10 protein-coding genes are annotated in these 11,914 nt (G+C 56.1%); 3 read left to right on the plus strand and 7 right to left on the minus strand.

Annotation, left to right across the window (positions count from 1 at the left end; genetic code table 11):
* The first annotated feature begins 27 nt into the window (after positions 1–27).
* A complete protein-coding gene (gene celB, locus F3J29_RS07610) occupies positions 28–1,395 on the plus strand; it encodes a PTS cellobiose transporter subunit IIC (protein ID WP_166864557.1) in 1,368 nt (455 codons plus the stop codon).
* Between the two features lie 127 nt (positions 1,396–1,522).
* Here celB and F3J29_RS07615 read toward each other — a convergent pair whose 3' ends face one another.
* The gene (locus F3J29_RS07615) at positions 1,523–3,118 is read right to left on the minus strand and encodes an ABC transporter substrate-binding protein (RefSeq protein WP_166864560.1); all 1,596 of its coding nucleotides are present in this window, start codon (positions 3,116–3,118) and stop codon (positions 1,523–1,525) included.
* 119 nt (positions 3,119–3,237) lie between these two features.
* Between F3J29_RS07615 and pepT the strand changes: the two genes are divergently transcribed.
* Positions 3,238–4,467 carry a peptidase T gene (gene pepT, locus F3J29_RS07620; protein ID WP_166864565.1) on the plus strand — a complete coding sequence of 410 codons (1,230 nt, stop codon included), beginning with the start codon at positions 3,238–3,240 and terminating at the stop codon, positions 4,465–4,467.
* 174 nt (positions 4,468–4,641) lie between these two features.
* Here pepT and tehB read toward each other — a convergent pair whose 3' ends face one another.
* Together tehB and tehA are read right to left on the minus strand one after the other, a co-directional pair.
* Positions 4,642–5,235 (minus strand): tellurite resistance methyltransferase TehB, encoded by a 594-nt coding sequence (tehB, locus tag F3J29_RS07625; RefSeq protein WP_166864568.1) that lies wholly within the window; start codon positions 5,233–5,235, stop codon positions 4,642–4,644.
* Entirely contained in the window at positions 5,232–6,224 is a 993-nt protein-coding gene (gene tehA, locus F3J29_RS07630; protein ID WP_166864571.1) for a dicarboxylate transporter/tellurite-resistance protein TehA, read from the minus strand. Before tehA ends, tehB begins: the two co-directional genes overlap by 4 nt.
* 113 nt (positions 6,225–6,337) lie before the next feature.
* On the opposite strand from tehA, the gene ydcK reads away from it, so the two are divergent.
* Entirely contained in the window at positions 6,338–7,264 is a 927-nt protein-coding gene (gene ydcK, locus F3J29_RS07635; RefSeq protein ID WP_205246655.1) for a YdcK family protein, read from the plus strand.
* Here the strand turns inward: ydcK and rimL are convergent.
* The 4 genes from rimL to F3J29_RS07655 form a co-directional block, all read right to left on the minus strand.
* Positions 7,261–7,815, minus strand: coding sequence for a 50S ribosomal protein L7/L12-serine acetyltransferase (gene rimL, locus F3J29_RS07640; RefSeq protein WP_166864575.1), 555 nt, complete (start codon positions 7,813–7,815; stop codon positions 7,261–7,263). The two genes, ydcK and rimL, sit on opposite strands and share 4 nt — an antisense overlap.
* Positions 7,816–8,010: 195 nt before the next feature.
* Positions 8,011–9,666 carry a glucan biosynthesis protein D gene (locus F3J29_RS07645; RefSeq protein ID WP_166864578.1) on the minus strand — a complete coding sequence of 552 codons (1,656 nt, stop codon included), beginning with the start codon at positions 9,664–9,666 and terminating at the stop codon, positions 8,011–8,013.
* A 254-nt stretch (positions 9,667–9,920) separates the two neighbouring features.
* On the minus strand, positions 9,921–10,697 hold the full coding sequence (locus F3J29_RS07650; protein WP_039292649.1) for a transporter substrate-binding domain-containing protein: 777 nt from the start codon (positions 10,695–10,697) through the stop codon (positions 9,921–9,923).
* A gap of 12 nt (positions 10,698–10,709) precedes the next feature.
* Positions 10,710–11,879, minus strand: a complete 1,170-nt coding sequence (locus tag F3J29_RS07655; RefSeq protein ID WP_166864581.1) for a pyridoxal phosphate-dependent aminotransferase — start codon at positions 11,877–11,879, stop codon at positions 10,710–10,712.
* Positions 11,880–11,914 lie beyond the last annotated feature (35 nt).

Consider the following 11,914-nt stretch of genomic DNA (forward strand, 5'->3'; position numbering starts at 1 on the left):
CGGCCATGCGCCGGGACAGGGGTAACCGTGTCCGCAAAGAAATCGTTTCTTGAAAAATATGTGCTGCCGGTGGCGCTGAAAATCGCCGGGCAAAAGCACGTGCTTTCCGTTCGCGACGGGATCATTCTGAACATGCCGTTCATGCTGATTGGCTCGTTCTTCCTGATTTTCGCTTATCTGCCGGTGCCGGGTTACCCCCAGCTAATGACCGACTTATTCGGCGCGACGTGGCAAAGCAAGCTGCTTTATCCGGTTAAAGCGACCTATGACATCATGGCGATTATTTCGAGTTTCGGTATCGCCTATCGCCTGGCCGAAAAATACCGCACCATCGACCCGCTCACCGCCGGGGCGGTGTCGCTGGTCGCTTTTATCATGACCATCCCGCAGAACATTATGTTCACTCCGCCGTCCGGCGGGCCCGCTGAGTTTGTAAAAGGCGTGCTGCCGATGGGGCAAATTGGTAGCCAGGGGCTGTTTGTCGCGATTCTGATCGCCCTGCTTTCTACCGAAATTTACCGTTTTATCAGCAACCGTAATCTGGTGATCCGCATGCCGGAGGGTGTGCCGCCTGCGGTGGCAAAATCGTTCCTCGCGCTGGTGCCGGGTTTCTGCGTGTTGGCCGTGGTGCTGGCGCTTCGCCTGCTGGTGGAGGCCACGCCGTTTGGTGACATTAACACCATGATCACCGATCTGGTCGGCATTCCGATGAGCCACATTGGCGGCTCGTTACCGGGGATGATCGTGTCGGTGATCCTGATTGGCATTCTGTGGACGCTCGGCCTGCACGGCGACACCATCGTGCTGGTGTTTATCCGCCCGGTCTGGCTGACCAATATGTCCGAGAACCTGGCGGCGTTCCAGAACGGTCTGCCAATCCCGCACATCATCACGCAGCAATTCTACGACCTGTGGATCGCTCCCGGCGGGACTGGTGCGCTGTTGGGCCTGGTGATTTTTATGCTGATCCGCAGCCGCAGCGTGCAAATGAAGCAACTGGGTAAAATTGCCGCGCCGGGCAGCCTGTTTAATATCAGCGAACCGATGGTGTTTGGCATTCCGCTGGTGATGAACCCTTACCTGGTGGTGCCGTTTATTTTGACGCCAGTAGTGCTGGTGATTGTCTCCTACACGGCGATGGCAACGGGTCTGGTAGCGCCGCCTGCCGGGATTGCACTTCCGTTCACCACGCCGATTATCGTCAGCGGCTATTTAGCGACAGGCGGCCATGTTTCCGGTTCGATTCTGCAGATTGTGAACCTGGCTATCTCGCTGGTGATGTATTACCCGTTCTTCCGGGTCTGGGATAACCTGAAGTTCCGCGAAGAGCAACAGGCGAATCAGGCGACGGCAACTGCGCCAGTGGAGGCGGTGAGCGAGCGTAGTCCGGTGTAGCGGTTTATTTGTGTCCGAAAGAGGAAAAGCCCTCACCCCGGCCCTCACCCCAAATGGGAGAGGGCGGAAAAACGACATGTTATCTTCTTTATTCCCTCTCCCTCTGGGAGAGGGACCTTCAGTCCAGCTACTTCTTCACATCCACCTGATAGAAAATATGCTTCCCGAACGGGTCAATTTCATACCCGGTCACCTCTTTACGCACCGGCTCGAAAATCGTGGAGTGGGCAATCATCACCGCAGGCATCTGGTCGTGCATCATTTGCTGCGCTTCTTTGTAGAGTTCGACGCGCTTATCGTGGTTCCCCTCGGCACGCGCTTCAAGAATCAGCTTATCAAACGGCTGGTAACACCATTTGGATGAGTTAGACCCGCCGTTGGCCGACGTGCAGGTAAACAGCGGCCCGAAGAAGTTGTCCGGGTCGCCGGTGGCCGTCGTCCAGCCCATCAGCGCGGCCTGGTGCTCCCCGCCCTTCACTCGCTTGAGGTATTCGCCCCATTCGTAGGTGACGATTTTCGCCGTCACGCCAACTTTCGCCCAGTCGGCCTGAATCATCTCTGCCATACGTTTCGCGTTCGGGTTATACGGACGCTGAACCGGCATCGCCCACAAATCAATGCTCATGCCGTTGGCGAACCCGGCTTCTTTAAGCAGCGCTTTCGCTTTTTCAGGATCGTAATCGTAATCCTTGAGCTTATCGTCCGCGCTCCACACGCCCGGCGGCAGCAGGTTTTTCGCCTCGATGCCCGTGCCGTGGAACACCGCTTCGATGATGGCAGGTTTGTTAATCGCCATGGCCAGCGCCTGGCGCACTTTCACGTTATCGAACGGCGATTTTTGGGTATTAAAGGCAAGAAAACCGGTGTTCAGTCCCGCTTTTTGCATCAGGGTGATGTCTTTGTTTTCCTTCATGCGCGGCAAATCCGCCGGGTTCGGGAACGGCATTACCTGGCATTCATTTTTCTCAAGTTTGGCGTAGCGGATCGACGCGTCCGGCGTGATGGAGAACACTAAACGGTCGATTTTTGATTTGCCCTGCCAGTAATCCGGGAAAGCGGTATAGAGAATGCGGGAGTCTTTCTGGTACTGCTTCAGCTCAAACGGCCCGGTGCCGACAGGGTCAGAATCAACGCGCTCCGGCGTGCCGGCCTTCATCATGGCATCGGCGTATTCGGCAGAGAGAATCGAGGCAAAATACCAGCCCAAATCCGCGACAAACGGCGCTTCCGGGTGCGCCAGCGTGAAGCGCACGGTGTTGTCATCCACTTTATCAATCGCTGTGATCAGCTTGCCAAACTCCAGGCTTTCAAAATTGGAATAGTTGCCGTTGGAAACGTTATGGTACGGATGCTTAGGGTCTTTCTGGCGCATAAACGAGAAAATGACGTCGTCCGCGTTGAAGTCCCTGGTGGGCTTAAAGTATTTGTTGCTCTGGAACTTAACGCCTTTGCGCAGGTGGAAGGTATAGACTTTTCCGTCTTCGCTGACGTCCCAGCTCTCTGCCAGGCTGGGCTGCAGTTCCGTGGTGCCGACTTTAAAGTCTACCAGCCGGTTATACACCGGCACCGCGCTGGCATCCACGCTGGTGCCCGAGGTGTAAAGCTGCGGGTTGAAGTTTTCCGGTGAGCCTTCGGAGCAATAAACCAGCGTGCTGGCCGCCACGCTGGTACTGATGGAGAGCGCCGCTACGGCAAGTGCAAGCGTTGTAATCTTTGTTTTCATCGCTGTCTTCCTGTGGTGTTTGTCCTGACCCTGAATGAATAAAGCTTGTGCAAAGCGCCTTAATAAATAACATTAAATTTACATTGCCAACAAACAACATCGAACAATAAGGAAACACTATGCCTTCGTCGCTCCGCGAGCAGCTCACCCGGCGCTTCTTTCGTTATCTGGCGGTGACCAGCCAAAGCGATCCGCGCGTCAGCAGCCTGCCCAGTACCCCAGGGCAACACGAAATGGCCAGCCTGCTCGCGGAAGAACTGCGCACGCTGGGCCTTGAAAATATTGTGATTGATGAGCACGCCACGGTTACCGCCGTGAAGAAAGGCAACGTGGCCGGCGCACCACGCGTGGGGTTTATTACGCACATTGATACCGTTGACGTTGGCCTTTCCCCGGATATCCATCCGCAAATCCTGCGCTTCACCGGGGAGGATTTATGCCTGAACGCCAAAGAGAACATCTGGCTGCGCACGGCGGAGCACCCGGAAATCAACGCCTATCCTGGCGAAGAGATTATCTTCAGCGACGGCACCAGCGTGCTGGGCGCGGACAACAAAGCCGCCGTCACGGTGGTGATGACGCTGCTGGAAAACCTGGCGCCGGAGCACCAGCACGGTGACATCGTGGTGGCCTTCGTCCCGGATGAAGAAATTGGCCTGTGTGGCGCCAAAGCGCTGGATTTGGCGCGTTTTGACGTGGACTTCGCCTGGACCATTGACTGCTGCGAGTTGGGCGAAGTGGTGTATGAAAACTTCAACGCCGCCCACGCGGAGCTGAAATTCACCGGCGTGACCAGCCACCCGATGTCCTCCAAAGGCGTGCTGGTTAACCCGCTGCTGATGGCGATGGACTACATTAGCCATTTTGACCGCCAACAAACGCCTGAGCACACCGAAGGGCGTGAAGGCTACGTCTGGTTTAACGGGATGCAGGCTTCACAAAGCGAAGCGCTGCTGAAGGCCAATATTCGCGACTTCGATTTGGCCAACTTTGAACGCCGCAAACAGCAAATTGGCGAAGTGGCGCAGAAGATTGCCGCGCAGTACCCGACCGCACGCGTGGAGTTCAGCCTCAGCGATACCTACAGCAACATCAGTAACGCCATTACCGACGATCGCCGGGCCATTGATTTGATTTTTGCCGCCCTGGATGAGCTGGGGATTGAGCCGAAGGTGATCCCCATGCGCGGCGGCACGGATGGCGCTGCGCTTTCGGCTAAAGGCTTGCTGACGCCGAACTTCTTTACTGGCGCGCACAATTTCCATTCTCGATTTGAGTTTTTACCGCTGCGGGCGTTTGAGGCGTCTTACAATGTGGCGCTGAAGCTTTGCCTGCTGGCGGCGAAGTAATTTGCCCCTCACCCTAACCCTCTCCCCTAAGGGGAGAGGGAATCAGGACAGAAATCCCACTTAGCTTCACTCCCGCGATTTGCGGTGAAAGAAACAGCACAATTTTCTTGTATAGCTCTGATTTCCCCCTCTCCCTTTCAGGGAGAGGGCCGGGGTGAGGGTTAATTTTTACATTTAGTTCTTACGTGCCAGCATCGTGGCAAAACGCAGCTTGATGCGGTTGCCGTGCTCATCGGTCTTGTGCAACTGCCCCACGTCCTCGTTGTATTTAATCAGGTCCCAACCTTCATAGTAGTTCCGCAGTTCACCCTCTTTAAAGGCAAACGGGAAACCGACCGTGCACGGGAAATCCTCGGTATCCATGGCCGCCACAATCAGGTTGTAGCCGCCGGGTTTGGTGCAGCGCTGCATATTGGCGATAAGCCCTGGGATCGTGCTGCGCTCAAGGAACATCATCACCACGGTAGAGAGAATGAAGTCGTAGTCGCCGTCAAAGCTCAGTTGGTTCAGATCCACCTCGGCGGTGGCAATGTTTTTCAGCCCTTCCGTCTCGATAATCTGATTCAGCCTGGCGATGCTCATCGGGTTTTTATCCCAGGCGGTAACGTCAAACCCTTTCTGGTTCAGGTACAGACTGTTGCGCCCGCCGCCGCAGCCAAGATCCAGCGTTTTACCGGGCGCAACGTTTTTCACGGCGTTCAGCACGTCAGAGTGTGTAGCGGTTAAGCCGTATTTTTCGCTGTAGTAGCTTTCAGACTTCTCGGTCATGACAGATCCTTTTTTGGCGGCAGGGCGGCACGCACAATAAGCTTCCCCTGAATGAGCAGGATGAAAGTGCGGGCCAGCAGCAGGCCGATAATCACATTGGTAAAAATAAACAGCGGCACGGCAATGACGTGAAACAGCCCGTCCCCGCTGCCCACGCTCAGATGGAGCGCCGTGGTGGCCAGTGCCGAAATGCCGAATGAGAAGCTCCAGAAGGAGGCATTAAACGGCTGGGCCAGGTACCAGGGCATCAGGCGCAGCATGAAGAGCAGTTGCAGCAGGCCGTAACCAAACAGCATTTTGGCAAAGAAATCCGTCACGCCGCCGTTCACGGCAAGGTAAGCGCTACAGGCCACCAGCGCAGGGGCAAGCTGAATGCCCAGCGAGGTGCGTACCGGCGTGGGCAGTTCCCCGGCGCTGCGCATACGGTGCAAAATCGCCGGTTCCAGGCTGAGCCAGGAAAAAACACCGGCCCCAAGGAACAGGATCCCAAGGTCGTGATACCCGAGGGCGCCGCAGGCCATCGCGCTGATAAAGTTATTGGCGACGGTGGGCAAATACAGCCCGGGCGTTGTGGCATCCTGCGGGTGTGTACCCCGCCATAATCCCGCCGATTGCCAGGCGGCATAACAAAGCTGCACCACGGCACCAAAGCCAAACATCACTGCAGCGAGCGGGCGCAGATAAGGCGCCACGCCGATGGCCACCAGCATGGTTGTCGCCGGGAACAGGCTCACGAAGCTGCTCATTAAAGGATGATGGATTTCTGCAATCACGCTGTGCGGGTAGCGTACCAGCCTCGCGAGGAAAGCCAACGCCAGCAGCAACCAGATGCCTGCGGCTAGCGCCACCAGTACTTCACCCACGAATGATGGCACTGGCCAAATTGTGGCGGCATAGCGCCACGCAAATCCCATGCCGATGATACCCAGCACCATGCCGAAGTAGCCTGCGGGGAGATTGATAAAGCTACCGGCGGTCGGTTTATTCATTTTGTTTATTTTTTAAAATGTATTTTAAATGCATTTTATGCGATTGCGCCATCAAACGCTACATCAGTGAATTACCTGCTACGTTTATCAGCAGTGCACAGCGAGAAATTACCATGAAAAAATACCGGCTCACGGACGTTTCGCGCCTTCATGATTATCACCACGAGGGCGAACAGCGGCAAGTTCGGCTCTGGCAAATTGAGGCGCTTTACGCCTTTGGCGATATTGAGGCCGGGCAATGCGGTGGCTGGATTGAAGAAGAGGCGAATTTGAGCCACGCGGGAACCTGCTGGCTTGAGCCTGACGCCCTGGTCTGGAAAGGTGCACGCGTTGAAGATGATGCGAAAATCCTCGGAGAATCCGAAATATGCCATCGTGCAAAAGTGGGAGGTAAGGCGCAGGTCGAAGATTCCCGCATCAGCGGCGAATGCTTTATCTCGGGCTCGGCCCGCGTGTTGCAGCAGAGCCAGGTGATTGCCGTGCTGGGGCTAACAGAAGATACGGAAATGCGGCTGCAAATCTACGGGAGCGCTACGGTGCTGGCCTCACGCATCGTCCATCAGGCACAAATCTATGGCCACGCACGAGTGAACAATGCCTTTGTTGAACACCGTTCGGCCATTTTCGATAACGCCGTTATTGAAGGCAATGCAGAGAACAATGTCTGGGTCTGCGACTGCGCCCAAATCTCAGGCAATGCACGCATCATCGCCGGCAGCGGCGACAGCCAGATCCCGACCATCCGCTACTCTTCTAAAGTTTACGGCAACGCCCTCATCGAAGGCGATTGCGTGCTCAAGCACCGCGTCCAGGTTTACGGGAATGCGGCGCTCATCGGCGGCCCCGTTTTGCTGGACAACAATGTGCAGGTGTATGGCGAGGCGAAAGTGATGGGTAACGTGCTCATCGAAAATAACGTGCAAATCTATGATGAGGCAGCGGTGGAAGGCTTTGGCGGCGAACTGATTCATCTTCGCGGCATGAAGGATATTAACGGCGCACAGCGAATTACCCGCACGCCGTTTTATGGCATTTTTTAATCAGCAATGCGCCCGTAAATATTCTGGTCGTGGAACTCGTCGTTCAGAAACTCGGCCTGTTTCAGGCAGCCTTCAAGGGCGAAGCCATTGCGCTGGGCCACCCGGTTGCTGGCCCGGTTAGTGACGATGCATTTGATGACAAACCGGCGTAGGGTCCCTTCCCCCGCATACTTGCCGATCGCCGCCTCAATCACGGCGGAAACGATCCCCTTGCCCTGCCGGTCCTCGCTTAGCCAGTAGCCGATGTAGGCCGTTTTGTCGGTCGGGACTATCTGGTTAAAGGAAAAGACGCCCGCCAGCTCGCCGCGATAGAGGATCATAAACATCTTCGCGTAGCCCTTATGGTGGAGCACATAGTTCCCCTGCAGCGTTTTGCGGGTATCGTCCTCGGAAACAACATACTGCGGCCAGTTCATCGCCTTCTGCAGCCAGCTTTTATTGCGCTGAACCAGGGCAAAAACGTCCTTCACGAACCGCTCATTCACCGAATGCAGTTCAATGTCATCATTAACCGTAATCACTTCATCCTGCCAGACCTGCTGCTGTTCCACACGCGACTCCTGCTTTTATTAGAAGGTGACAGTTATCTTATGTCACTTTTTTGAGCCAACGCACGGAATTTAAAATGCATTCAGGATCGAGGATATATAAATTCATTATGAAAGCGTATTTATGCAATAAGAGGACGAGATGGTGAAACGGGCATAAAAAAGCCCCGCGGCTTTTACGCGGCGGGGCTGGGGTCATTAACGCATTTCCCGGTCGTCGACGTATTTACGTTTGTCCGGCGGCGGCGGGAAGTACTGGTACAGCCAGGTTTCACTGATGGCTTTGCCCTGGCAGCGCAGGAACATACGCATCTCAACCGGGTCGGTGGCGTCGTTGGTCGGGTACCAGTCAAACAGAATGCGGTAGCCGTCAAACGGTTCGACGTAGAGGATCTCAACCTGCTTCGCTTCGCCGTTGGAGAGCGTAATCACCGGCTCAATCCCCTTCGGCGCGGCGGCTTTCAAATCGCCCCCGATAAAATCAATGGCAAAGCGGCGAGACCATTTATCCGGGAAGTGTTCGCCCGGCGCCCAGCCTTCCGGGAAACTGCCCATGCCTGTGCGGGTGGCGTAAACGCGGGCCAGATCCGTCGTCACCGGCGGCAGACCGCTCCAGTAGAGGCGATATTTAAACTCGAACTCGTCCCCGGCTTTGACCGGTTTTTCCGGCTGCCAGAAGCAGACAATATTGTCGAGCGTTTCACCGGTGGTCGGGATTTCCATCAGGCCAACGGTGCCTTTGCCCCACTTGTTACGCGGCTCCACCCACAGGCTCGGACGCTTGTTGTACCAGCCCATGATGTCCTGGTAGCTGGCAAAGTCGTGATCCAGCTGCAGCAGGCCAAAGCCTTTCGGGTTCTCGTCCATAAAGGCGTTGAACTGCAGTTTTTGCGGGTTATTCAGCGGGCGACAAATCCACTCGCCGTTACCGCGCCACATGGCCAGGCGGTCGGAGTCATGAATTTGCGGGTGAATGGTGTCGCAGGTGCGGCGTTCGTTGGTACCGCAGGCAAACATGCTGGTCATCGGCGCGATGCCCAGCTGCTTGACGTCTTTCCGGGCATAAAGGTGGTTATCCACCTCCATCACCACGCGCTCGGCTTCGCAGCTGATAATAAATTTATACGCACCGGTCACGCTTGGGCTGTCGAGTAAGGCGTACACCACAAAGGTGGTGTCGGAAGCTTTCGGCGTTTCAAACCAGAACGAGGTGAAGTCCGGGAACTCTTCCGGCGTATCGGTAAAGGTGTCCACCGCGAGGCCACGGGCGGAAAGGCCGTACTGATAGGTGCTGTCTACGGCACGGAAGTAGCTCGCCCCCAGGAAGGAGACCACGTCACGGCGCGCCAGTTCCGGTGCCTTGAAGACTTTCAGGCCGGCAAAGCCGAGATCCGTCTGGCCTTCGAGCTGTTTGGTGTCTACGCCGGCATTGTTGTAGTTAAACAATTCCGGGCGGAAGTGGATTTCGCGCGCCTGGTGGGTGGCGGAATCAAGCGAGAACATTCTGACGCGGCGGCGGAACCCCATGCCGACGTGGAAAAATTGCACGTCAAGCTGGCGGTTTTCGATGTTGTTCCACAGCGAATGATCGGCGTCGTACTGAATGGCGTTATAGGCCTGAGGCGTCAGGTTAGCCAGGGTGTTGGGCAGCGCGCGCGGTGCACCGCCCCACGGTTTTTTCGACAGGTCGTGCGCCATGCCCTGAAGCACCGCAAAATCGAAGGCGGTTGAGTGCCCGTCGGCAATGCCGGATTCGGCGGCAAAGGCGCTTCGGGAGAACAGCGTGGCAAGGGTTGGCGTGCCGCAGGCAGCGGCGAGAGCCATAGAGGCCTGGATAAAACGTCTGCGATTCATGCCTGAGAAATCGTCCTTATGTGTCGATGTGTTTTGCTCCTCCCGGCGGGAAGAACAGCGGCAAGAGACTGCTACCTGTACGACCGCACACTCTAGACAAAATTCACAGTGAATCCAATGGGCGGAGAAGACGTTTGGGGGAGGAACGAAGGTTTTTTTTCAGGAAACCAGATATCACCGAAAAATTCACCATTGCCTGGCGAAAAAAGCGTTAAAGGCTCGTCAGCCAGCGTGCCGACGAGCCCTGTTAAAGCTTACTTTACGCTGACGTCGATGCCGGGGAAGAACTTCTGCGCAAGCTTCGTCACGGTGCCATCGGCTTTTACCTTATCAATGGCCGCATCCAGCTCTTTTTTAGTGACAGTGTCACCTTTACGCAGACCAAAGCCAATCCCGCTGCCGAGAATGGTGTCGTCGCTGACCGGTTTGCCGATAAAGCCAAAGCCCTTGCCCTGCGGCGTGCTGAGGAAGCCCGCCTGACCCGCCGCGGACATCACCAGCGAGGCATCAATACGGCCATTCAGCAAGTCAGCCCAGGCCATGTTCTGGTCTTTGTAAGACACAACGTTGACGCCCTGCTTTTCCCAGTGCTCTTTGGCATAGGTTTCCTGAATGGAGCCCTGGAGCACGCCGATGGTTTTGCCTTTTAGCCCTTCCGCCGTGGCTTCAAGGCCGCTGCCTTCTTTGCCCACCAGCTGAGACGGAATACGGTAGATGGGCTGGGTAAAGTCAATGCTTTTACGACGCTGCTCGGTGATGTTCATTGCCGAGTTGATGGCGTCAAACTTCTTCGCCACCAGCCCCGGGATCAGCGAATCGAACGACGTTTCTACCCAGGTACATTTCAGGCTGGCCGCCTGGCAAATGGCTTTCCCCAGCTCGACGTCAAACCCTTCCAGCTCCCCCGCGCTGTTGCGGCTTTCAAACGGGGGATACTCCGCTTCGAGGCCATAGCGCAGCTCGCCGGCGGCCAGCGCCGAAAACGAAGAACACAGCCCAAGCAGCAAACTCAGCGCATACACTTTTTTCATCATGACCCCTTATCAGCGTGGCTTAACCCGGCACAGCGCCTCAGCGCCCGCCCGTAATGTGGCTTCATCTTTGGCAAATGAAAGCCGGATAATTTTATTGTCGGTACCGTCGGTATAAAACGCGGAGAGCGGAATGGTCGCCACGCCGTAATCGGTGATTAACCGCTTCACCATCTCGCTGTCGGACTCATCGCTGAAGTGCCCGAAGCGGGCCAGCAGGAAGAACGATCCCCCGCTCGGCAGCAGTTCAAACGGCGAATCGGCCAGCAAAGACTGCATTAAATCACGCTTGCGCTGATAAAACGCCGCCAGTGAAAGATACGTTTGCGGATCGCTCATATAGTCGGCGAACGCATACTGCATCGGCGTGTCGGCGGAGAACATCAGGAACTGATGCACCTTGCAGATTTCATCCATCAGCGCCGCCGGGGCCAGGCAATACCCGACCCGCCAGCCCGTGACGTGAAAGGTTTTGCCGAATGACGAGACAATCACGCTGCGTTCGGCAAGCTGCGGGTGTGTCGCCATGCCGTGGTGGTTTTTGCCGTCAAAGACGATGTGTTCATAGACTTCATCGGACAGGATCACAATGTCGGTGTCGCGGGTTACCGCCGCCAGCATTTCGAGGTCATGGGCGCTAAATACCTGCCCGCTTGGGTTATGCGGCGTGTTCACGATGATCATCCGCGTGCGGGGCGTAATCACCGCCCGCACTTCGTCCCAGTCAACGGTGAAATCCGGCAGGCTTAGCTTGAGCGCCACCGGTTTGGCGCCCTGCAGGCGGACAATCGGCGCGTAGCTGTCGAAAGAAGGCTCAAAATAGATAACTTCATCGCCGGGATGAACCAGGCCGCTGATAGCGGAATACAGCCCCTCGCTGGCGCTGGCGGTGACCAGAACCTCGTCGACAGGATCATAAACCGACCCGTAGAGGCTAGCCACTTTGTCGGCAATCAGCTGTTTCAGGGACGCCAGGCCGGTCATCGGGGCGTACTGGTTATGCCCTTCCTGCATAGCTTTGGTGACGCCGGCAATCAGTTTCGGGTCGCAGGGGAAATTGGGGGCCCCCTGAGAAAGATTTATCGCCTTGTACTGCGCGGAAAGCTGGCCGATCACCGTAAAAATCGTGGTTCCGACGTCCGGCAATTTTGAACGTTGTTGTACCGGGGTTTGTATGGCCATAGCGGCTCCTGAACATGATGCGATTTGCATAACTA

The sequence above is a fragment of the Enterobacter sp. Cy-643 genome (assembly GCF_011752815.1).
Lineage (GTDB): Bacteria > Pseudomonadota > Gammaproteobacteria > Enterobacterales > Enterobacteriaceae > Cedecea.

Coding starts and splice junctions, on each gene's coding strand:
- tehA (WP_166864571.1), bottom strand. CDS start 6,224: ATGAATAAACCGACCGCCGGTAGCTTTATCAATCTCCCCGCAGGCTAC.
- ydcK (WP_205246655.1), top strand. CDS start 6,338: ATGAAAAAATACCGGCTCACGGACGTTTCGCGCCTTCATGATTATCAC.
- F3J29_RS07645 (WP_166864578.1), bottom strand. CDS start 9,666: ATGAATCGCAGACGTTTTATCCAGGCCTCTATGGCTCTCGCCGCTGCC.
- tehB (WP_166864568.1), bottom strand. CDS start 5,235: ATGACCGAGAAGTCTGAAAGCTACTACAGCGAAAAATACGGCTTAACC.
- F3J29_RS07650 (WP_039292649.1), bottom strand. CDS start 10,697: ATGAAAAAAGTGTATGCGCTGAGTTTGCTGCTTGGGCTGTGTTCTTCG.
- F3J29_RS07655 (WP_166864581.1), bottom strand. CDS start 11,879: ATGGCCATACAAACCCCGGTACAACAACGTTCAAAATTGCCGGACGTC.
- pepT (WP_166864565.1), top strand. CDS start 3,238: ATGCCTTCGTCGCTCCGCGAGCAGCTCACCCGGCGCTTCTTTCGTTAT.
- F3J29_RS07615 (WP_166864560.1), bottom strand. CDS start 3,118: ATGAAAACAAAGATTACAACGCTTGCACTTGCCGTAGCGGCGCTCTCC.